The following is a 21103-nucleotide window of genomic DNA, read 5'->3' on the forward strand; positions in this document are numbered from 1 at the left end:
GGCGTGTCGACTCGATAACGTCCGGGCTCGACCCTGCTCTCCGGACGGACGGAGGAACCATGCGGCGCATCGCCCGGCCGGCGCTGCCGCTCTCCCCCACCCTGCTGCTCTCCCCCACGCTGCTGGTGCTCGCGCTGGTCGTCGGCTACCCGGCGGTCGCCGGGTTCCGCGAGTCGCTGTACGCGGGCGGCGAGGGCCTGGACGCGGACGGCTTCGTCGTCGGCGGCGACCGGTTCGCCGGGGCCCGCAACTACACGGCGATCTTCCACGGCGACCGGGCGGGCGCGTTCTGGAACGCCTTCGGCAACACGACGTTCTTCACGTTCACCACCGTCGCCCTGGAGACGGTGATCGGCGTCGCGATGGCGCTGGTCATGCACCGGATGTTCCGGGGACGGGCCGTGGTGCGCGCGAGCGTCCTCGTCCCGTGGGCGGTGCCGACCGCGATCTCCGGGCTGCTGTGGCGGTGGATCTTCCAGGCGGACGGCGCCGCGAACGCCGTCCTCGGCCGGGAGATCCTGTGGACCGCGGACGGGTTCCCCGCCAAGGTCGCCGTCGTCGCCGCCGAGGTGTGGAAGACGTCGCCGTTCATCGGGCTGCTCGTCCTCGCCGGGCTCCAGATGATCCCCGCGGAGGTCCACGAGGCGGCGCGGGTCGACGGCGCGGGTCCGCTCCAGCGGTTCGCGCGGATCACGCTGCCGCTGGTCAGGCCCGCGCTGCTGGTCGCCGTCCTGTTCCGGATGCTGGACGTCCTGCGCATGTTCGACCTGCCCACCGTGCTCGTCGGCGCCGACCAGGGGTCCGTGCAGACGCTCACGATGGTCGCGTGGACGGAGGCGTCGGACCTGCGGTACGGGTCGGCGGCGGCGTACGCGACCGTCCTGTTCGGCTACGTCGCGCTGATCGCGTCCCTGTTCGTGAAACTGCTCGGCGCCGACATCATCGGCGAGGCCCACCGCCATTCGAGGCGCGGGAAAGGGACGGCGGAATGAGCAGGCCGTGGGCCCGGCGCGTCCTCTCCTGCTCCGGATGCGTGCTCGTCGTGGCCTATTGCCTCGCGCCCTTCTACTGGATGACGATTTCCGCGTTCCGCCGCCCGCAGGACCAGTTCGACAATTCGATCGTCCCCACCCGGTGGTCGTGGGAGAACTTCTCGGCGGTGTTCTCCGGCGAGGGGTTCGGACGCGCCCTGCTGAACAGCCTCGTCGTCGCGGGCGCCACCACCGCGCTGACGCTCCTGATCGGCACGTGCGCCGCGTACGCGCTGGCCAGGCTCCGTTTCCGGGGAAGGAACGCGGTGCTCGGGCTGATCGTCGCGGCGACGATGTTCCCGGGAATCTCGCAGCTCGTCCCGTTGCTGAAACTGTTCACGGAAATCGGATGGATCAACACCTACCAGGCCATGGTGCTGCCCAGTCTCGGATTCGCGCTGCCGCTGTCGGTGTGGCTGCTCACCGCGTTCTTCCGGCAATTGCCGGAAGAGCTGGAGCAGGCCGCCATGGTGGACGGCTGCACCCGCGCCCAGGCATTCCGCAAGATCATCGTCCCGCTCGCCGCGCCCGGCGTGTTCACCACGGCGATCGTCACGTTCATCGCCACGTGGAACGAGTTCCTCATCGCGCTTTCCATGGTCAACGACAAGGACATGCGGACGGCCACCGTCGCGATCTCCACGTTCACCGGCGTCTCGGGATTCGACCAGCCGTTCGGCACCCAGATGGCGGCGGGCGCGGTCGTGACCGTCCCGCTCGTCGCGGTGGTGCTCGTGTTCCAGCGCCGGATCGTCGCCGGGCTCACCGCGGGCGGCGTCAAGTGACCCCGCCCTCCACGGAAGGACGTTCATGACCGAGGACACCCCGGCCGTCCCCTCGTCCGGCGGCGCGGCGGAGCCCGGCGGCTGGTGGCGCGACGCCGTCATCTACCAGGTGTACGTCCGCAGCTTCGCCGACTCGGACGGCGACGGCGTCGGCGACCTGCCGGGCGTCCGGTCCCGGCTGCCCTACCTCGCCGCCCTCGGCGTGGACGCGCTGTGGCTGACCCCGTTCTACGTCTCCCCGATGGCCGACTTCGGCTACGACGTGGCCGACTACCGCGACGTCGACCCCCTGTTCGGCACCCTCGACGACGCCCGCGCCCTGATCGCCGACGCGCACGCGCGCGGCCTGCGGATCATCGTGGACGTCGTCCCGAACCACACCTCCGACCGGCACGCCTGGTTCCGCGCGGCGCTCGCCGCGCCGCCCGGCTCCGCCGAGCGCGCCCGCTACGTCTTCCGGGACGGCCGCGGCCCGGACGGCGCCGAGCCGCCGAACGACTGGACGTCGGTGTTCGGCGGCCCCGCCTGGACGCGCGTCCCGGACGGCCAGTGGTACCTGCACCTGTTCGCCGCCGAGCAACCGGACCTGAACTGGGAGAACCCCGAGGTCCACGACGAGTTCGCGAGCATCCTGCGGTTCTGGCTCGACCTCGGCGCGGACGGCTTCCGCGTCGACGTCGCGCACGGCATGGCCAAGGCCCCCGGCCTGCCCGACGTCGGGCACGGGAACCAGACGGAGATGCTCGGCACGGCCGTCCTCCCGTACTTCGACCAGGACCCCGTCCACGAGATCCACCGCGAGTGGCGCCGCCTCCTCGACGCCTACGGCGGGGAGCGGATCGCGGTCGCCGAGGCGTGGGCGCCGACGCCCGAGCGGCTCGCCGCCTACACCCGTCCGGACGAGCTGCACCAGGCGTTCAACTTCCACTACCTGACCGCGCCGTGGGACGCGTCCCGGATGCGGGAGGTGATCGCGGAGTCGCTGCGCACGGCGGACGCGGTCGGCGCGCCCGCCACCTGGGTGCTGTCGAACCACGACGTGAAACGGCACGTCACCCGGTACGGCGGCGGCGAGGCCGGGCTGCGGCGGGCCCGCGCGGCGGCGCTGCTGACGCTCGCGCTGCCCGGGTCGTCCTACGTCTACCAGGGCGAGGAGCTCGGCCTTCCCGAGGTGCTCGACCTGCCGGAGGAGTTCCAGCAGGACCCGCAGCGGCGGCGCGGCGGCGGCACCGGCCGCGACGGCTGCCGCGTCCCGCTGCCGTGGGACGGCGAGGAGCCGCCGTTCGGCTTCGGCGCGGGCCCAGCGTCGTGGCTGCCGATGCCGACCGCGTGGCGCGACCTCACGGTGGCGGCGCAGCGCGGCGACCCCGGCTCGATGCTCGCCCTCTACCGGGAGGCGCTGCGCGTCCGGCGGGACCATCCGGCGCTCGGCGGCGGGCGGCTGAGCTGGCTGGACGGCCCGCCCGGCACGCTGTCCTTCGTCCGGACGGGCACGGACACGGGCACGGGCGGCGGACGGCGGCTCGGATGCGCCGTCAACCTGGGCGAACGCGCCGCCCGCGTCCCCCTGCCGGGCACGCCGCTGCTGGCGAGCGGGCCGTACCAAGCGGACGGCGGCGCCGCCGAACTTCCCCCCGACACCGCACTGTGGTGGGACGTCCCCGAGGACGGCTGACCAGGTGACCGCCAGGTAACGGTTTCATTTCGGCGCATTGACAGTGAACCCGGTCACGGTCTTTCATCCGTGGGAGCGCTCCCACAACCGAGTCACAACCTGAGAGGGGTCCCGCGATGAGGGCCATCATGCGGCGCGGGCTGGGCACGGCGATGGCGGCCGTGCTCGTCGGCGCCCTCGCCGTCGGCTGCGGCGGCGACGACAAGGCGGACGAGGGCGGCGCCGAGTCCGGGCCGGTCGAGCTCACCGTCGACGTCTTCGGCGAGCCCGGCTACGACGCGCTCTACAAGCAGTACGAGCAGTCCCACCCCAACGTCAAGATCAAGCAGCGCAAGGTGTCCAGCCTGGACGAGTACAAGCCCCGCATCCAGCAGTGGATGGCCACCGGCAGCGGCGCGGGCGACGTCGTCATGCTGGAGGAGGGCATCCTCCCCCTCTACATGCGGCAGCGCGCGAAGTTCCTCAACCTGTTCGACTACGGCGGCAGGGCGCTGGAGAAGAACTTCCTGCCGTGGAAGTGGCAGATGGGCGTCAGCCCGGACGGCGGGCAGCTCGTCGGCCTCGGCACCGACGTCGGCCCGCTCGCCATGTGCTACCGGACCGACCTGTTCAAGAAGGCGGGCCTGCCGACCGGCCGCGACGAGGTCGGCAAGCTCTGGCCGACGTGGGACGAGTTCCTCGCCACCGGGCAGAAGTTCGAGAGCAAGGTGCCCGGCACGAAGTGGCTGGACGGCCCCACCGCCGTGTTCCGCGCGACCGTCCTGCAGAACGCCGGGAACGGTCCCGGCTACAGCTTCTTCGACAAGAGCGACGACCTCGCCTACGACACCAACCCGGGCGTGCGGCAGGCGTTCGACACGGCGCTGAAGTTCGAGCAGAACAAGCTCACCGCCGACATGTCGATCTTCACGCCGCCGTGGCAGACCGCGCTCAAGCGGGACTCGTTCGCCACCGTGCCGTGCCCGTCCTGGATGCTCGGCGGCATCGAGGACTTCTCCGGGTCCTACGGCAAGGGCAAGTGGGACGTGGCGACCACGCCGGGCGGGTCCGGGTACTGGGGCGGGTCGTGGCTCGCCGTCCCGAAGCAGACGAAGCACGCCAAGGCCGCCGCCGCGCTGGCCGCGTTCCTGACCTCGCCCGAAGGGCAGGTGGGCGCGTTCAAGGAGAAGAACGTCTTCCCGTCCTCGCCGCAGGCCGCGCAGGACCCGGCGGTCGCCGGGGCGAAGAGCGCCTACTTCAACGACGCGCCGATCGGCCAGATCTTCGGGCGGCTCGTGTCCGCGGTGAAGCCGGTGCACCTCGGGCCGAAGAACGAGGACGTGCGGGCGGCGGTGGAGAACGTCCTGATCTCCGTCGGGCAGGGGCGGCGCAAGCCCGCCGACGCCTGGTCCACGTCGGTCGAGGAGGCGAAGAAGGCGGCCCGGTAACCCCGGCGGCCGTCCGCGAACCGGGACGGCGGCGGCGCACACGCCGCGCCGGCGCCGCCGCCGTCCCCCGTCTTCGAACCGTCCCTTGGAAAGGAGGCGCACCGCGATGACCATCGAGCTGCGCCCCGACCGGAAGGGCCCGCCGCCCGCGCCGGTCAGGTCCGGGCCCCGCCGCGCCTGGCGGGCCCGGCTCGCCAGGCTCGACCTGCGGGGCGCGCCCTACGCCTTCATCTCGCCGTTCTACCTCGTCTTCCTCGTGTTCGGCGCGTTCCCGCTCGGCTACACCCTCTGGGTCTCGCTGCACGACTGGGAGCTCGCGTCCGGGACGCGGAAGTTCGTCGGCCTCGACAACTACGACTACCTGCTGACCGACGCCGACTTCTGGCACGCGACCGTCAACACGCTCGGGATCTTCGTCGTCGCGACCGTCCCGCAACTCCTCCTCGCGCTGCTCGCGGCGAACGCGCTGAACCGGCGGATGCGGATGCCGACGCTGTTCCGGATCGGGATGGTCGCGCCGCTCGTCACCTCGACCGCCGCCGTCGCGATCGTGTTCACCCAGATGTTCGACAGGGACTGGGGCATGGTCAACTGGGCGCTCGGCCTGGCCGGAATCGACCCGATCGCCTGGACGACCAGCCGCGGCTGGTCGTGGGTCGCCATCGCGACCATGGTCGACTGGCGCTGGACCGGCTACAACGCGCTCATCTACCTGGCCGCCATGCAGGCGATCCCGAAGGACCTCTACGAGGCCGCGGCGATCGACGGCGCGTCCAGGATCCGGCAGTTCTGGCAGATCACCGTGCCGATGCTGCGGCCGACGATCCTCTTCACGGTGATCATCTCGACGATCGGCGGGCTGCAGCTCTTCACCGAGCCCGTCCTGTTCAGCGTCGGCACCCCCAACAAGATGGACGGCGGCCCGATGCACCAGTTCCAGACGATCACGATGTACATGTACGACAACGCGTTCGGCCACGACCGGTACGGCTACGGCGCCACCGTCGCGTGGGCGCTGTTCCTGATGATCATCGTGTTCTCGCTGCTCAACTTCCTGGCCGTGCGGCGCGCGGGAGGCACGAGGTGACCACGCTCCTCGCCGGGCGCACCGCCCGGCACCCCGCCCGGCACCCTGGCCGGTTCCGCGGCCTGTGGAACGCCAGCCCGCTCACCTACCTCACACTGGTCGCCGCGCTGGCGCTGTCGGTCTTCCCGATCTACTGGATGATCATCGTGGCGACGCGGACGAACAGCGTCGTCGCCGACGTCCCGCCGCCGCTGCTGCCCGGCGGGCAGGGCGCCGACAACGTCGGACGCCTCTTCGACAACCCGGAGGCGTACTTCGCGAAGGGCCTGCTGAACTCGGCCATCGCGTCCGCCGCGGTGACGGTCTCGACGGTGTTCTTCGCCTCGCTCGCCGGGTTCGCGTTCGCCAAGCTGCGCTTCCGCGGCCGCAACGCGCTGCTGCTCACGATCGTCGCGACGATGATGATCCCGGTGCAGATGGGCATCATCCCGCTCTACATGATCATGGTGAAGCTGGGCTGGCAGAACCATCTGCAGGCGGTGATCGTCCCGTTCCTGGTCACCGGGTTCGGCGTGTTCATGATGCGGCAGTACGCCGACCAGGCCATCCCGGACGAGCTGATCGAGGCGGCCCGCGTCGACGGGTGCAGCACGTTCGGCGTCTACTGGCGCGTGGTGCTGCCCGCGCTGCGTCCCGCCGCGGGCGTGCTCGGCCTGTTCACGTTCATGCAGACCTGGAACGAGTTCATGTGGCCGCTCGCCGTGCTGAGCCCGGACAACCCCACGGTGCAGCTCTCGATCAACAACCTGGCGAACGCCTACTTCAAGGACTACACGCTCATGTTCGCCGGGACGTCCGTGGCGATCCTGCCGCTGCTCGTCGTGTTCATCGTTTTCGGCCGCCAGATCATCGGCGGAATCATGGAAGGTGCAGTGAAGGCGTGACCTCCGTTCAGGACGACTCCGTACAGGACGACACCGGCGCGGCTTCCGTCGCGGCTTTCCCGGCGGGGTTCCGTTGGGGCGCCGCCACCGCCGCCTACCAGATCGAGGGCGCCGCCAAGGAGGGCGGGCGCGGCCCGTCCATCTGGGACACCTTCAGCCGCACCCCGGGCAAGGTCCTCGGCGGCGACACCGGCGACGTCGCGGTCGACCACTACCACCGGTTCGCGGGCGACGTGGCGCTGATGGCGGACCTCGGCCTCACCGCCTACCGGTTCTCGATCTCCTGGCCGCGGGTGCTGCCGTCCGGGAGCGGGGCCGTCAACGAGGAGGGCCTCGACTTCTACCGGCGGCTCGTGGACGCGCTGCTCGCGGCGGGCGTCGAGCCGTGGCCGACGCTGTACCACTGGGACCTGCCGCAGCCGCTGGAGGACGCGGGCGGCTGGCCGGAACGGGACACCGCGCACCGGTTCGCCGAGTACGCGGCGCTGGTCCACGGCGCGCTCGGCGACCGCGTCCGGCACTGGACCACGGTGAACGAGCCGTGGTGCGCGGCGTTCCTCGGCTACGCCTCCGGGGAGCACGCGCCGGGACGCCGCGACCCGGCCGCCGCGCTGACGGCCGCGCACCACCTGATGCTCGGCCACGGCCTCGCCGCGGGCGCCATGCGGGCCGCGAACGGCGACACCCTGGTCGGCGCGGCCGTGAACCTCTACGCCGTGTCGCCCGCGACCGACGATCCCGCCGACGTGGACGCCGCGCGCCGCGTCGACGGGCTCCAGAACCGGCTGTTCCTCGACCCGCTGCTCCTCGGCCGCTACCCGGCGGACGTGCTGGAGGACACCGAGCGGCTCGGGTTCGTCCCGGGAGGCGCGGACCTCGACGCCGACCTGGACGTCATCGGCCGCCCGCTCGACCACCTCGGCGTCAACTACTACTCGCGGCACACCGTCGCCGGGACGCCCGGCGAGGCGAGCCAGACCGCGTCGTCGCCGTTCGCCGCGCACTCCCCGTGGGTGGGCAGCGAGCACGTCCGGTTCGTGCCGGGCGGGCGCCCGGTCACCGGGATGGGCTGGGAGATCGACGCGGGCGGGCTGCACGAGGTGCTGAGCCGGGTGCACCGCGAGTACCCGTCCGTCGCGCTGTACATCACGGAGAACGGCGCGGGCTACGACGAGGCCCCGGACGAGAATGGCACGGTCCAGGACGCCGCGCGCATCGCCTACCTCGACGCGCACCTCCGGGCGTGCCACGACGCGATCGCCGGCGGTGTCCCGCTTCGCGGCTACTTCACGTGGTCCCTGCTGGATAATTTCGAGTGGGCCTGGGGCTACTCGAAGCGCTTCGGCCTGGTCCACGTCGACTACGCGACGCAGCGCCGCGCGCCCAAGGAGAGCGCTCGCTGGTACGCCGGGGTGATCCGGCGCGGCGGGCTGCCCGGACGGGCCTGACCGCCCGGACTGCACACACGGAGGGGGCCAGATGACGGGTAGGGGCGGGCGGCCGACCCTTGAGGAGGTCGCGGCGCGGGCCGGGGTCGGCCGCGGCACGGTGTCCCGGGTGGTGAACGGCTCGCCGCGGGTCAGCCCGCAGGCGCGCGAGGCGGTGCTGAAGGCGATCGACGAGCTCGGCTACGTGCCGAACCGCGCGGCGCGCCAGCTCGTCACCCGCCGCACCGACACGGTGGCGCTCGTCGTCGCCGAGTCCGACCAGCGGCTGTTCCACGAGCCGTACTTCGCCGGGATCATCCGCGGGATCAGCAACGGGCTCGGCGACACCGGGCTGCAGCTGCTGCTCGCGCTCGCCCGCTCCCCCGCCGAGTACGACCGGCTGGAGGACTACCTCACCGCCCAGCACGTGGACGGCGTGCTCCTCACGTCCCTGCACGCCGAGGACCCGCTGCCCGCCAAGCTGGAGGCGGGCGGCGTGCCGACCGTGCTCGGCGGGCGGCCGCCCGGCCTGCACCCGGTCAGCTACGTCGACGTCGACAACCGCAGCGGCGCCCGGGAGGCCGTCGCGCACCTCGTCGCGCGCGGGCGGCGGCGGATCGCGACCATCGCCGGGCCGCAGGACATGGGCGTCGGCATCGACCGGCTGGCGGGCTACCGGGACGCGCTCGCCGCCGCCGGGCTGCCCGAGCGCGTCGAGTACGGCGACTTCGGCGAGGCCAGCGGGGTCGCGGCGGCGGAGCGGCTGCTCGCCGCCGAGCCCGCCCTGGACGCGGTGTTCGCCGCCGACGACCCGATGGCGCTCGGCGCGCTGCGGGCGCTGCACCGGCACGGCCGCGGCGTCCCGGACGACGTGGCGGTGATCGGGTTCGACGACTCGGCCGCCGCGCCGCTCGCCGACCCGCCGCTGACGACCGTCCACCAGTCGCCGGAGGAGATGGGCGTGGAGATGGCGCGGCTGCTGGTGTCCCGGATCCGCGGCGAGACGGTCCCCGACCCGGTGGTCATCCTGCGCCCTCACCTGGTCCTTCGCGAGTCCGCCTGACATGATCCGGGCATGGCATACGAACCGACCGACGGCGAGCTCGTCCATCTGAAGCGCTGCGTTGAGCTGGCCGCCGAGGCGCTGGACGCGTCCGACGAGCCTTTTGGATCGGTCCTCGCGGGGGCGGACGGGAAGGCCCTGTTCGAGGACCGCAACCGCACGGCGGGCGGCGACCACACCCGGCACCCCGAGTTCGAGGCCGCGCGCTGGGCGGCGAACAACATGTCCGTGGAAGACCGCGCGGCGGCGACCGTGTTCACCTCCGGTGAGCACTGCCCGATGTGCTCGGCCGCGCACGGCTGGGTCGGGCTCGGACGCATCGTCTACGTCCTGTCGGCGGCTCAGCTCGCAGCCTGGCGGGTGGACCTCGGCGTCCCGCCCGGTCCGGTCACGGCCTTCCCGATCCAGGAGGTCGTGCCCGGCATCCAGGTGGACGGGCCGGTCGCGTCCCTCGAGTCCGCGATGCGCGACCTGCACACCCGCGCCGCCGCCCGCCGCTGACCTGACGACCGAAGGCGCGCCGTCCCTTTTGTGGACGGCGCGCCTTTTCGCGGGGATCGGTCAGCGGGCGAGCAGCGCGTCGAGCCGCTCCACCGCCGCCCGCCAGTCCGGCGGCACCTGGCAGCGCGTCGCGCGGCGCCCCCGATAGGTGAGCGTGTAGGTGAAGTGATCGGCCACCTGGCATCCGGCCGGTGACGACCGCGTGGTCACGATCCCGCGGAGCGCGGCGCGCAGGTCGCGCATTTCATCGCCCCGCAGCATGATCTTCCTGTCGCGGACGACCGCCGTCCCCGAATCGTCGACGGTCACGCGGTCGTCGAAACCGGCGAATCCGCCGGTCCGCTCATAGGTCACCAGGATGTCCGATCCCGCATGGGCCAGCATCGCGTCGAAGCCCTCCATTTCGGGCGGGCCGCCGGAAAGCACACCGGGTCCCGTCCGGCGGCCCGCGGGTCGGCGATCAGCGCCCTTACCGGAAAAGGATTCCGCCGGTCTCCCGCACCGCGGCGCACCGGTTGCCGTAGGTGCGGGCGAAATGCCGGGGCGCGCCGTGCCAGCGGCCCTCGGCGCGGACCCGGACGGGCGCGTACTCCAGCGTGCACACCCCGTCCTGCGCGGGAATGCGCGACACCTCACCGCGCACGGATTTGAGCTGGTCACAGGCTCGGGCCGCGTCCTGGTGGGTGCCTCCGTCCGGGTCGCAGGTCAACGTGCGGACGGTGCCGTGCCCCCTCTCGGGCGTCACCCACAGCCGGTAGGCGGCGGCCGGTTCGCGCGCCTGCGCGGGCGCCGCCTGCGCGAGGACGGCCATTCCCGTCGCCAGCACGGCCCAGCGGAGACGGGCACGCGATTCATGCATCTCTTCCTCCCCAGTTTCTGCCCGCCGCGATCCGCGGCGTCGGCCGCCCGGACGCCGAATCACCGTGGCGCCCCGCCAATGGGCGCGCCATAAAATCCCCCAAACAAGGTCAATTCCGGTCTCGGGTCGGCCGTCGGTGAACTCCGAAATCGAGTCTGCCCATTTTTCCAATGCCGCGTAGCCGAAATGCGGCGGGCGGCCGCGGTATCGCCCGCGGGGCCCGTACACACCGCGCTAGGCTCGCATGTCATGACCGACCTGTTGAATTCGCCCTTCCTGAAGATCGAACAGCAGTCGTCGCAGCTCGACTACCGGATCGAGGGCGAGAACGACCTGCCCCTCGGTCACGCGACGCAGGTCGCGGGCCCGAAACCGCGCAAGGGACTGCTCGGCATGTTCGGCTCGGGGCTCAAGAACGCGAGGGTCGTCGTCCAGGTCGGCGGGCTCGACGGCGCGCCGCTGTTCTACGTCGACCACCAGGACGGCGCCCCGGTCGCGGTGGTGGCGCCCGGCGGCCAGGTGATCGGCCGGTTCCAGTACGACCTCCAGGGCGTGGCGCAGCAGATGGCGGCGGGCGGCGTGATGGGCGCCGTGTTCGGCCGCGCGGCCGCGATGCGGCACCGCCTGCTCGACGGCGCCGACCGTCCGCTGTGCGAACTGGCGTGGGAGATGCGGCAGGTCGGCACGCCCGGCGACAATACGCTCCGGTGGATCCCGGTCGGCTGCGACTACACCGACGTGAACGGGCAGCTCATCGCGCACGCCGACGTCCGGGAGGCGACCTTCAAGGACCGGTACGTCCTGCAGCTCATGTACCAGCTCCCCGAGCCGCTGCGCACGATGGTCATCGCCTCGCCCCTCGCCTTCGACCTGACCCGGAGCTGACGTGCCGTCCCTGTACGAAGCGCTCACCTGGACGATCGACGAGCCGCAGCGGCCGCGCGAGTACGTCGTCCACGACGGCGGGGAGCTGCTCGCCAACGTCACCCGGGTTCCCGTCCAGCGGCAGGACGACTCCGCGATGCCGTACGCGAACCCGCACGCCCAGTACGACGAGACCCGCACGGTGGTCTGCGTCGCCGGGCCTGACGGGACGCCGTACTTCTATGTCGACCGGACCAACGACCCGATGCGTCCGCAACCCGCCTACGTGGTCGCGCCGAACGGCGGCCTGATCGGCTCGGTCGCGGTCATGACGGGCGGGCTGGGCGGCGTCGTGAAGCTGATGTCCGGCAAGCGGGGCGGCCGCTACGGGCTCCTCGACGCGCAGCGCAACGAGATCGCGTTCGTGACCGGCCCCGGCATGCGGAACCCGAACGAGGAGGGCACGATCACCGATCCCGGCGGCAATCGGATCGGGTCGTACCTGACCGCCCACTCCCCTTACAACGACCGGCGTCGGCGCCACACCGTCCGGGTCTTCGCGCCCCTGCCCGAGCCGCTGCGGACGCTCGTGCTCGCGTCGCTGATCGGCGTCGAGCTGATGACCCCGGCAAGCTGACGACCCCGGCGAGCTGGCCGGTCAGCTCCGGCACTCGCCGCCGTTCAGCGTGAAGCGGGACGGCACGCCGTTCCCTCCGTCCTGGCGTCCGAGGAAGCCGAACTCGGCCGTCCCGCGCGGCGGGATCGAGCGGTTCCAGCCCGCCGCCGTGACGGTGACGGCCGCGCCGTTCTGGGTGCTGCCGCCGTTCCAGAGCTGGACGATCGACTGCCCGTCCGGGAACTCGAAGCCGAGCGTCCAGCCGTTGATCGCCTGGTCGCCGAGGTTCGTGATGCGGACGGACGCCTGGAAGCCCTCCGGCCACGTCCCCTGCATCTGGTAGGACACCGAGCAGGCGGTAGACGGCTTCGCGCTCGCGGACGGCGATCTCGGCCGTCCCGCGCTCGCCCGGTCGGACGAGTCGGGCGCCAGCGCGGCCAGCAGCAGCGCCACGAGGGCCAGGGCTCCGACGGCGGCGCCGCCGATGAGCAGCGGCTTCCGGAAAGAGCGCGGTGCGGGCGGCGGGTCCTGCGGCGGCGGCTCGGCCAGGACGCGCGTCGGGTTCGGCGCGGGCTCGGGCGAGACGGGCGGTCCGGCCAGGACGCCGGTCGCGTCCGGCGGCTCCGGCGACTCGGACGTCCAGCGGCCGTGCTCGGCGGGACGGGCGTCGCCGCCGCCGTGCCGCGTCGCGAGCTGGACGCCGCCCGCCGCCGCCAGCACCCGGGCCGCCTCCGCCGCCGTCGGCCGGTCCTCCGGACGCTCGGCGAGGCAGCGGCGGCAGAGCGCGGCGACCTCGTCCGGCACGTCCGGTGGCAGGGACGGCGTCGACACCGGCAGCCCGGTCAGCGACTCGTGCAGGACCACGCCCAGCGAGAACACGTCGGCGGCCGCCGTGGGCGCGGCGCCCGTCAGCAGTTCGGGCGCGACGTAGGCGGGCGTGCCGAGGACGGGCCCGCCCGCGGTCGCGGGGCCGGTGAACGCGATCCCGAAGTCGAGCACCTTCACCCCGACCGGGGTGAGGAAGATGTTCGCGGGCTTGACGTCGCGGTGGACGATCCCCGCGGCGTGGGCGGCGGCCAGGGCGTCCGCCACCCGCGCGCAGACACCGGCGGCCTCCCGCCAGGGCAGCGGGCCGCGGGTGAGGCGCGCGGACAGGCTCTCCCCGTCCAGCAGCTCCATGACCACGTAGGGGACGGTCCGCGTCGGGCCGTCCTGCTCGCCGTAGTCGTACACGCCGGTGATGCTCGGGTGCGTGAGGCCCGCGGCGGCCTTCGCCTCCTGGCGGAGCCGCCGGGTGAACTCCTCCGGCCAGCCGTCCTTCGGCACCTTGACGGCGACGGCGCGGTCGAGGACGAGGTCGACCGCGCGCCAGACGGTCGCCATGCCGCCCGCGCCGAGTGGTCGTTCCAGGCGGTAGCGCTCCCCGAGGCGGTCGCCCGGGGCGACGATCTCCGGCATGGGGAGCAGCCTATGCCCGGGCTCAGGGCACGAGGTACCGGCTGTCGCGCGCGTCGGTGATCGCCATGTGACCGGGCGCGTGCCCGATGGCGAACTTCGGCCGGGACGCCGCCACCGCCGCCTGCGGGGTCACTCCGCACGCCCAGAACACCGGGATCTCGTCCACCCGGACGTCGACCGGGTCGCCGTAGTCGGGCCGTCCGAGGTCGTCGATGCCGAGTTCGACGGGGTCGCCGACATGGACGGGCGCGCCGTGCACGGACGGGTACCGCGCCGTGACCCGGACGGCGTCCGCGACCTGCGCGGCCAGGACGGGACGCATCGACACGACGAGCGGGCCGCCGAACTCCCCGGCGCGGCGGCACATGCGGTTCGTCCGGTACATCGGGACGTTCCGGCCCTGCTCGACGTGCCGGATGGGCACGCCCGCGTCCTCCAGCGCCGCCTCGAAGGTGAAGCTGCACCCGAGGAGGAACGAGACGAGGTCGTCCCGCCAGTATCCGGTCACGTCGGGGACTTCGGCGACCGGCTCGCCGTCCTCGTAGACGACGTAGCCGGGAAGGTCGGTGCGCAGGTCGCCGGAGAACAGCGACGCGGACGTCTCGCCGGGCTCGGTGACGTCCAGGACGGGGCACGGCTTCGGGTTGCGCTGGGCGAACAGCAGCAGGTCGTAGGCGTGCTCGCGGGGCACGGCGATCAGGTTCGCCTGCGTCCAGCCCCGGCACCAGCCCGCGGTGGGGGCGCGGAGCCCGGCCCGGAACAGGGCCCTCGCCTGGCCGGGCGACAACTCGCCCGGGTTGATCGGGGCGGTCATCGGTCCCCCCGGTGTCGGCGGACGCAGCGTCGGCGGACGCAGTGCCAGCGGACGCAATGTCGGCGGACGCGGTGGCCCCCGAACCCGATCCCGTTCGCCGCCGCGTCCGCGGGGACACCGGGCGGCCGGCCGTACGCGGGCCGGAGCGAGTCCGGGTCTGCGGCACCCGACACCCCCACGCCGAGTGCCGCATGACCCGGACGCCCCAGGTACCGGACTGTCGCCAGCGGCCCTGTAAGGGGAACGCGCGGCCCCGGCCGCATGGTTCCCGGACGCGCCGGACTTTTCGCGCTATGTAGGGGAATCAGCACACCGTCCCTCATTTCCACAGGTCATCGAGGCCGGACAGGGCGTTCCAGCCGAGGTAGAGCGACAGCAGCCACGCGGCGACGCCGAGCGCGAGCAGCCAGACCGGGTACCGGTAGCCGCCGAGGAGGTCGCGCCGCCGTCCGGCCGCGAAGAGCAGGACGCCGAGCCCGAACGGCAGGATCATCCCGTTCAGCGCGCCCGCGAGGACGAGCAGCTTCGCCGGGGCGGTGCCGATCACGAGGTAGATCGCGGCGGAGATCGCGATGAACGCCACCACGAGGCGGTTGCGGTGCCGCTCGACGAACGTCGAGAACGACACCAGGAACGACACCGACGTGTAGGACGCGCCGATCACCGACGTGATCGCCGCCGCCCACATGATCACGCCGAACAGCCGCAGCCCGGCACCGCCCGCCGCGTGCTGGAAGGCCGACGACGGCGGGTTCTCCTTGGCGAGCGTCACGCCGCCCGCGACGACGCCGAGGACGGCGAGGAACAGCAGCACCCGCATCAGCCCGGTGACGAGGATGCCGGTGACCGCGCTCCGGTTGATCTCCTTGACGTTGTCCGCGCCGGTCAGCCCGGACTCGATCATGCGGTGCGCGCCCGCGTAGGTGATGTAGCCGCCGACCGTCCCGCCGATCAGGGTGGTGATGACGAGGAAGTCAACGGTCTCCGGCGAGACGCTCTGCCGCAGCGCGTCGCCGAGCGGCGGCTCGGACACGAACGCCACGTACAGCGTCAGCAGGATCATCGCGGCGCCGAGCACGATGACGATCCGGTCCATCGCGACCCCGGCCCGGCGGCTGAGGAAGATCGCGATGGCGACCAGCGCGGACAGCGCGCCGCCGAGCTTGACGTCCAGGCCGAGCAGCGCGTTCAGGCCGAGCGCCGTGCCCGCGATGTTGCCGATGTTGAACACGAGGCCGCCGAAGACGTCCAGCGCGGCGAGGCCGTAGCCCGCGCCGGGCAGGACGCGGTTGCCGAGCTCCTGCGCGCGCATGCCGGACACGCCGACGACGCGCCACACGTTGAGCTGGATCGCGATGTCCACCAGCACGGACACGACGATCGCGAACGCGAACGCGGCGCCGAGCTTGGCGGTGAACACGGTGGTCTGGGTGATGAAGCCGGGTCCGATGGCGCTGGTCGCCATCAGGAACATCGCGCCCGCGAGCGCGGCGCGGCGGGAGCGGGCGGGAGGCGAGGGGGGCTTTTCCAGGGTGGTCCGGTCCGTCATGGGGGCTGACCTTCCAGGGGTGCGACCTTTCCGCCAGGGTAAGGATTGTTGAACAATCCTTCAATCCTTTTGTAGGGTTATTTCCGGCGCCGCTGGGATACCCTGGCCGTCGCACCGACGTCGAAGCGCGTGGCGTCCGCCGCCACCGGGAGGGCAGGCCGATGCCGACGCAGGAGTCGTGGCTCGACGAGATCGCGGCGGCGCGGCACGAGCTGGATCGCTCCAGCACCGCGGCCCGGGTCGCCGACCTGCTCCGCGAGCAGATCACCGACGGGCGGCTCGTCCCCGGGGCACGGCTCCCCGAGGAGGACCTCTGCCGCGCCGTGAAGGTGTCGCGCAACACGATGCGGGAGGCGTTCCGGCTGCTCGTCCAGGAGCGGCTGCTCGTGCACGAGTTCAACCGCGGGGTGTTCGTCCGGCGCGTCACCGCCGAGGGCCTGGCCGACCTGTACCGCGTCCGGCGGATCCTGGAGTGCGAGGGGGTGCGGTGCGCGCGGGACGCGTCCGCCGCCGCGCTCGCCCGCGTCGAGGCGGCGGTCGCCGACGGCGAGCGCGCCGCCGCGGCGGGCCGCTGGGCCGACGTCGGCACCGCCGACATCCGCTTCCACCGGGCGCTCGCCGCGCTGGTCGGCAGCCCGCGGGTGGACGAGATGACCCGGCACCTGCTCGCCGAGATGCGGCTCGTCTTCCACGAGATGGGCTCGCCGCGCGAGTTCCACGAGCCCTACCTCGCCCGCAACCGGCGCATCCACGACCTGCTGGCCGGCGGCGACCCGGCGGCGGCCGAGCGCGAGCTGCGCTCCTACCTGGACGACGCCGAGGCGCAGCTCACGAGCGCCTACCGCGCGAAAGGCCAGCGGCCGGGTCAACGGTCGGGCGCGTAGTTCATGACGTGGTCGTGCAGGAGCTGCGGAGCGCGCGGGTCGCGGCGGCGGAACGCCTCGATCAGCTCGGCGTGCTCGGCCGACTTGGAGTAGATCTCCGTCTGGTGCAGGCGCAGGGACAGGGTCGTCCACAGCTCGATGCCGAGGCCCTCCCAGACCGAGACGAGCAGCCGGTTCCCCGCCGACTCGACGATCTCGCGGTGGAAGGCGATGCTGAGCCGCATCTGCTCGACGAGGTCGCCGTCCCGCGCGGCGGCGGCGAGCCGCCGGTTGTGCTCTTCGAGGGCGTCCATGCAGTCGGCGAGGCGGGGCAGGGCGAGCTCCACGGCCGTCCGCTCCAGCCCGGCCCGGACGGGGAAGATCTCCGCGAGGTCCCGCGCGGTGAAGTCGCGGACGCGGGCGCCCCGGTTCGGCAGCGACTCGATCAGCCGCTGCGCCTCCAGCTGGCGCAGCGCCTCCCGGACGGGGCCCTGGCTGACGCCCAGCTCGGCGGCGATCCGGCGCTCGACGACGCGCTCGCCGGGCTCCCACCGGCCGGAGCTGATGCCGTCCACGATGAACTCGCGGATCTGGTCGGCGAGACCGGTGCGGAGCAGATGGGCTGGGGTCGGCGCGTTCACGGACGACATGTTAGACGGCACGTCGGTAAGTGAGCCTTGACGGATACAATATGATCGATCATAGATCAATGATGATCGGGAGCGTCTGGTGATCCTATGACGCTGCCCCGGACAGAGGAAGGTCGCCGATGACTGAGACCGTCCGATCGGCTCCCCGAGCCACGCGATCGAGGACGCGCGGCGCGAAGACCCCCCGGCCGGAGACCGCGGCGGCGACGCCCCCGGTCCCGCCGGCGGACGCCGATACGCTCGTCGGCTACTACCGGCAGATGCTGCTGATCAGGCGGTTCGAGGAGCGGGCCGCCCGCGCCTACACCGAGGCGAAGATCGGCGGCTACTGCCATCTGAACCTGGGCGAGGAGGCCACGGTCGTCGGGTTGATGGCGGCCCTGCGTCCCTCCGATTATCTGTTCACGAACTACCGCGAGCACGGCTACGCGCTGGCCAAGGGCATCGGCGCGGACCGCGTGATGGCGGAGCTTTACGGGCGGTCGACCGGCGTGTCCAAGGGCTGGGGCGGGTCGATGCACCTGTTCGACGCCGAGACGCGGCTGCTCGGCGGGTACGGGATCGTCGGCGGCCAGGTGCCGCTCGCGGCGGGGGCGGCGCTCGCGGTGTCCTACAAGGGCGGCGACGAGGTCGTCATGTGCCACATGGGCGACGGGACGACCGCGATCGGCGCCTTCCACGAGTCGCTGAACATCGCGGGCCTCTGGGACCTCCCGGTCGTCTTCGTCGTGATCAACAACGGGCTCGGCATGGGCACGACCGTGGAGAACTCCGCCGCCGAGCCCGAGCTGTACCGGCGCGGCGCCGCCTACCGGATGGAGAGCGCCCGGGTGGACGGCACCGACGTCGTCGCCGTCCGGGACGCCGCCCGCCTCGCCGTGGAGCGCGCCAGGTCGGAGAGCAAGCCGTACCTGCTGGAGACGACGAGCCCGCGCCTCAAGGGCCACTCGGTCGTCGACCCGGCCCGGTACCGGTCCAAGGAGGAGAAGGAGGCCCTCAAGGCCGCCGACCCGCTGGCCCGGATGGCGCTGGAGCTGGAGGAGGCGGGGATCCTCTCCCACGACGACCGCGACAGGCTGGACGCCGAGGTCACGGCCGAGGTCGACGCCGCGGCCGCGTTCGCCGACGAGAGCCCGGCGCCCGACGTGTCCACGCTGTTCGACTACACCTACGCCACCCCCGTCCCGGGCGAGCTGCGCAGGCTCCCCGCCGACCCCGTATTCGGCTCCTGAGAGGCACCCCATGGCAACCGTGACCTACCGCCAGGCCCTCCGGGACACCCTGCGCGCCGAGATGCTCCGGGACGAGAACGTCTTCCTGCTGGGCGAGGAGATCGGCCTCTTCGAGGGCTCCTACAAGATCACCGAGGGGCTGCTCAAGGAGTTCGGGCCGCGCCGCGTCCGGGACACCCCGATCGCCGAGGAGGGCTTCGTCGGCGCCGCGATCGGCGCCGCGATGCTCGGCCTCCGCCCGGTCGTCGAGATCATGACGATCAACTTCTCGCTGCTCGCGCTGGACCAGATCGTCAACCACGCCGCGAAGATCTACGGGATGTTCGGCGGGCAGGCCAGCGTGCCGATGGTGATCCGCACGCCGGGCGGCGGCGGGCAGCAGCTCGGCGCCACCCACTCGCAGAACGTCGAGCTGTTCTACTCGTTCATCCCGGGGCTGAAGGTCGTCGCGCCGAGCACGCCCGCCGAGGCGTCCGCGATGCTCAAGGCCGCGATCCGGGACGACGACCCGGTGCTGTTCCTGGAGAACCTCGCGCTCTACAACACCAAGGGCGAGCTGTCCGTCCCCGTCGAGGACGTCGAGCCCGCCGAGATCGGCCGCGCGGGCGTCACCCGGCCCGGCGCCGACATCACGATCATCGGCTACTCGCGGATGGCGCGGGTCGCCGCCGAGGTCGCCGAGACCCTCGCCGCCGAGGGCGTGTCCGCCGAGGTCGTGGACCTGCGCAGCCTGCGCCCGCTGGACCGCGCCACGATCGTCGAGTCGGTCCGCAAGACGGGCTGCGCGGTCGTCGCCGAGGACGACTGGCTCACCTACGGCATCGGCGCCGAGATCGCCGCGACGATCCAGGAGGGCGCGTTCGACTGGCTGGACGCTCCCGTCCGCCGGGTCGCGATGGCCGAGGTGCCGCTGCCCTACGCCAAGTCCCTGGAGTCGGCGGCGCTGCCGTCCGCCGAGTCCCTGCTCACTGCCGCCCGCGCCACCCTCCGCGCCACGGGCCGTGTCCTGGAGACCGCCTCATGACCGACATCCTCATGCCCCGCCTCTCCGACACGATGGAGGAGGGCGTCATCAGCTCCTGGCAGAAGAAGCCGGGGGACGAGGTCGCGGTCGGCGACGTCATCGTCGACATCGAGACCGACAAAGCGGTCATGGAGTACGAGGCGTACGAGGCCGGGGTGCTGGAGAAGATCCTGGTCGCGGAGGGCGAGACGGCCGCGATCGGCGCTCCGATCGCCGTCCTCGCCCCGGTCGGCGGCGCCGCCGCCCCGGCTCCCGCCGCCGCCCGGCCGGAGGCCGGACCGGAGCCGGAACCGGCGCGCGAGCCCGCGCCGGTAGCCGCGGCCCCGGCGGTGCAGGCGGCACCCGCTTCGGCCCCTGCCTCGGCCCCGCAGCGTTCGGGACGGTCGCGTCCGCCGTCGTCGCCGCTGGCCCGGCGGCTGGCCCGCGACCACGGCCTCGACCTGGCGACGCTGAGCGGCTCGGGTCCGGGCGGACGGATCGTCCGCGCCGACATCGAGGCCGCGATCCGCACCACCACGCCCGCATCCGCGCCCGCTGCGGCGCCCGCGGCTCCGGCCGTGAAGGCGCAGGCCGTCGACGATCCGGACGTCGAGGCCGTCCCGCTGAACCGGTTCCGGAAGGTCGCGGCGCGGCGGCTCGTCGAGAGCAAGCGCGAGGCGCCGCACTTCTACCTGAACCGCGAGGTGGACGCCGAGCCGCTGCTGGCGTTCCGCGCCACGCTGAACGAGGCGCTCGCCCCGGCCAAGGTCAGCGTCAACGACCTGATCGTGAAGGCGGTCGCGACCGGGCTGCGCGAGCACCCGGCCGTGAACGTGTCCTACACCGAGGAGAACCTCCTCTTCCACAAGCGCGTGCACGTGGGCATCGCGGTCGCGGTCGAGGACGGCCTGCTCGTCCCCGTCATCAAGGACGCCGACCGAAAGAGCGTCTCGGAGATCGGACGCGAGACGCGGGAGCTGGCGGGCAAGGCGCGGGACGGGAAGCTGTCCCCGCAGGAGATGAGCGGCGGGACGTTCAGCGTCAGCAACCTCGGCATGTTCGGCGTCGACTCGTTCTCCGCCGTGATCAACCCGCCGGAGGCGGCGATCCTCGCGGTGGGCGGCATCCGGGACGAGCCGGTCGTGCGGGACGGGCAGGTCGTCCCCGGCAAGCGCCTCGCGCTGACGCTGTCGGTCGACCACCGCGCCACCGACGGCGCGACGGGCGCGAAGTTCCTGGACCGGCTCGCCACGCTGCTGGAGAACCCGCTGCTGATCGTCGCCTAGCCCGCGGCGGGCCGCCCGGCGGGCCCCGC

General features: G+C 72.6%; 21 protein-coding genes. 15 read left to right on the forward strand and 6 right to left on the reverse strand.

Annotated features, from left to right (window positions below):
* Nucleotides 1-59: 59 nt before the first annotated feature.
* The 9 genes from FXF65_RS24875 to FXF65_RS24915 all read left to right on the forward strand — a co-directional run bounded on the left by FXF65_RS24875 (nucleotide 60) and on the right by FXF65_RS24915 (nucleotide 9880).
* Entirely contained in the window at nucleotides 60-992 is a 933-nt protein-coding gene (locus tag FXF65_RS24875; protein WP_148352419.1) for a carbohydrate ABC transporter permease, read from the forward strand.
* A complete protein-coding gene (locus FXF65_RS24880) occupies nucleotides 989-1816 on the forward strand; it encodes a carbohydrate ABC transporter permease (protein WP_148352420.1) in 828 nt (275 codons plus the stop codon). Before FXF65_RS24875 ends, FXF65_RS24880 begins: the two co-directional genes overlap by 4 nt.
* A gap of 25 nt (nucleotides 1817-1841) precedes the next feature.
* Nucleotides 1842-3491, forward strand: a complete 1650-nt coding sequence (locus tag FXF65_RS24885) for a glycoside hydrolase family 13 protein (RefSeq protein WP_148352421.1) — start codon at nucleotides 1842-1844, stop codon at nucleotides 3489-3491.
* Between the two features lie 116 nt (nucleotides 3492-3607).
* The gene (locus FXF65_RS24890) at nucleotides 3608-4918 is read left to right on the forward strand and encodes an ABC transporter substrate-binding protein (RefSeq protein ID WP_148352422.1); all 1311 of its coding nucleotides are present in this window, start codon (nucleotides 3608-3610) and stop codon (nucleotides 4916-4918) included.
* Nucleotides 4919-5024: 106 nt separating this feature from the next.
* Nucleotides 5025-6005: a carbohydrate ABC transporter permease gene (locus tag FXF65_RS24895; RefSeq protein WP_148352423.1), complete on the forward strand. Its 981-nt coding sequence runs from the start codon at nucleotides 5025-5027 to the stop codon at nucleotides 6003-6005.
* Between the two features lie 311 nt (nucleotides 6006-6316).
* The gene (locus FXF65_RS46285; RefSeq protein ID WP_425458753.1) at nucleotides 6317-6889 is read left to right on the forward strand and encodes a carbohydrate ABC transporter permease; all 573 of its coding nucleotides are present in this window, start codon (nucleotides 6317-6319) and stop codon (nucleotides 6887-6889) included.
* Nucleotides 6886-8337 carry a GH1 family beta-glucosidase gene (locus FXF65_RS24905; RefSeq protein ID WP_148352424.1) on the forward strand — a complete coding sequence of 484 codons (1452 nt, stop codon included), beginning with the start codon at nucleotides 6886-6888 and terminating at the stop codon, nucleotides 8335-8337. The genes FXF65_RS46285 and FXF65_RS24905 overlap by 4 nt, the downstream gene beginning before the upstream one ends.
* A gap of 31 nt (nucleotides 8338-8368) precedes the next feature.
* Nucleotides 8369-9379, forward strand: a complete 1011-nt coding sequence (locus FXF65_RS24910; RefSeq protein ID WP_148352425.1) for a LacI family DNA-binding transcriptional regulator — start codon at nucleotides 8369-8371, stop codon at nucleotides 9377-9379.
* A gap of 12 nt (nucleotides 9380-9391) precedes the next feature.
* Nucleotides 9392-9880 carry a nucleoside deaminase gene (locus FXF65_RS24915; RefSeq protein WP_148352426.1) on the forward strand — a complete coding sequence of 163 codons (489 nt, stop codon included), beginning with the start codon at nucleotides 9392-9394 and terminating at the stop codon, nucleotides 9878-9880.
* A 60-nt stretch (nucleotides 9881-9940) separates the two neighbouring features.
* On the opposite strand, the gene FXF65_RS24920 is transcribed toward FXF65_RS24915, so the two are convergent.
* Together FXF65_RS24920 and FXF65_RS24925 are read right to left on the reverse strand one after the other, a co-directional pair.
* The gene (locus FXF65_RS24920) at nucleotides 9941-10306 is read right to left on the reverse strand and encodes a hypothetical protein (RefSeq protein ID WP_148352427.1); all 366 of its coding nucleotides are present in this window, start codon (nucleotides 10304-10306) and stop codon (nucleotides 9941-9943) included.
* Nucleotides 10307-10349: 43 nt separating this feature from the next.
* Nucleotides 10350-10739, reverse strand: a complete 390-nt coding sequence (locus tag FXF65_RS24925; RefSeq protein WP_148352428.1) for an SSI family serine proteinase inhibitor — start codon at nucleotides 10737-10739, stop codon at nucleotides 10350-10352.
* A 249-nt stretch (nucleotides 10740-10988) separates the two neighbouring features.
* On the opposite strand from FXF65_RS24925, the gene FXF65_RS24930 reads away from it, so the two are divergent.
* Nucleotides 10989-11624: a hypothetical protein gene (locus FXF65_RS24930; protein WP_148352429.1), complete on the forward strand. Its 636-nt coding sequence runs from the start codon at nucleotides 10989-10991 to the stop codon at nucleotides 11622-11624.
* 1 nt (nucleotide 11625) lies between these two features.
* Nucleotides 11626-12240 (forward strand): hypothetical protein, encoded by a 615-nt coding sequence (locus FXF65_RS43925; RefSeq protein WP_187412487.1) that lies wholly within the window; start codon nucleotides 11626-11628, stop codon nucleotides 12238-12240.
* A gap of 21 nt (nucleotides 12241-12261) precedes the next feature.
* On the opposite strand, the gene FXF65_RS24940 is transcribed toward FXF65_RS43925, so the two are convergent.
* The 3 genes from FXF65_RS24940 to FXF65_RS24955 form a co-directional block, all read right to left on the reverse strand.
* Entirely contained in the window at nucleotides 12262-13677 is a 1416-nt protein-coding gene (locus FXF65_RS24940) for a protein kinase domain-containing protein (RefSeq protein ID WP_148352430.1), read from the reverse strand.
* Between the two features lie 22 nt (nucleotides 13678-13699).
* A complete protein-coding gene (locus FXF65_RS24945; protein WP_148352431.1) occupies nucleotides 13700-14491 on the reverse strand; it encodes a putative hydro-lyase in 792 nt (263 codons plus the stop codon).
* Between the two features lie 319 nt (nucleotides 14492-14810).
* Complete coding sequence (locus FXF65_RS24955; RefSeq protein ID WP_148352432.1) at nucleotides 14811-16040, reverse strand: NRAMP family divalent metal transporter; 1230 nt, start codon at nucleotides 16038-16040, stop codon at nucleotides 14811-14813.
* A 161-nt stretch (nucleotides 16041-16201) separates the two neighbouring features.
* Here FXF65_RS24955 and FXF65_RS24960 point away from each other — a divergent pair, with 161 nt between their 5' ends.
* The gene (locus FXF65_RS24960) at nucleotides 16202-16924 is read left to right on the forward strand and encodes a GntR family transcriptional regulator (protein WP_148352433.1); all 723 of its coding nucleotides are present in this window, start codon (nucleotides 16202-16204) and stop codon (nucleotides 16922-16924) included.
* Here FXF65_RS24960 and FXF65_RS24965 read toward each other — a convergent pair.
* Nucleotides 16906-17544 (reverse strand): GntR family transcriptional regulator, encoded by a 639-nt coding sequence (locus FXF65_RS24965; protein WP_246199068.1) that lies wholly within the window; start codon nucleotides 17542-17544, stop codon nucleotides 16906-16908. The two genes, FXF65_RS24960 and FXF65_RS24965, sit on opposite strands and share 19 nt — an antisense overlap.
* A gap of 128 nt (nucleotides 17545-17672) precedes the next feature.
* Here FXF65_RS24965 and pdhA point away from each other — a divergent pair, with 128 nt between their 5' ends.
* Genes pdhA through FXF65_RS24980 form a run of 3 tightly spaced genes read left to right on the forward strand, consistent with a single transcriptional unit; the run spans nucleotide 17673 to nucleotide 21074 of the window.
* Complete coding sequence (gene pdhA / locus FXF65_RS24970) at nucleotides 17673-18785, forward strand: pyruvate dehydrogenase (acetyl-transferring) E1 component subunit alpha (RefSeq protein WP_148352435.1); 1113 nt, start codon at nucleotides 17673-17675, stop codon at nucleotides 18783-18785.
* Nucleotides 18786-18795: 10 nt separating this feature from the next.
* Entirely contained in the window at nucleotides 18796-19809 is a 1014-nt protein-coding gene (locus tag FXF65_RS24975) for an alpha-ketoacid dehydrogenase subunit beta (RefSeq protein WP_148352436.1), read from the forward strand.
* Nucleotides 19806-21074, forward strand: a complete 1269-nt coding sequence (locus tag FXF65_RS24980) for a dihydrolipoamide acetyltransferase family protein (protein ID WP_148352437.1) — start codon at nucleotides 19806-19808, stop codon at nucleotides 21072-21074. The genes FXF65_RS24975 and FXF65_RS24980 overlap by 4 nt, the downstream gene beginning before the upstream one ends.
* The last annotated feature ends 29 nt before the right edge of the window (nucleotides 21075-21103 follow it).

Source organism: Actinomadura syzygii (assembly GCF_008085905.1).
In the GTDB taxonomy this organism is placed as follows: domain Bacteria; phylum Actinomycetota; class Actinomycetes; order Streptosporangiales; family Streptosporangiaceae; genus Spirillospora; species Spirillospora syzygii.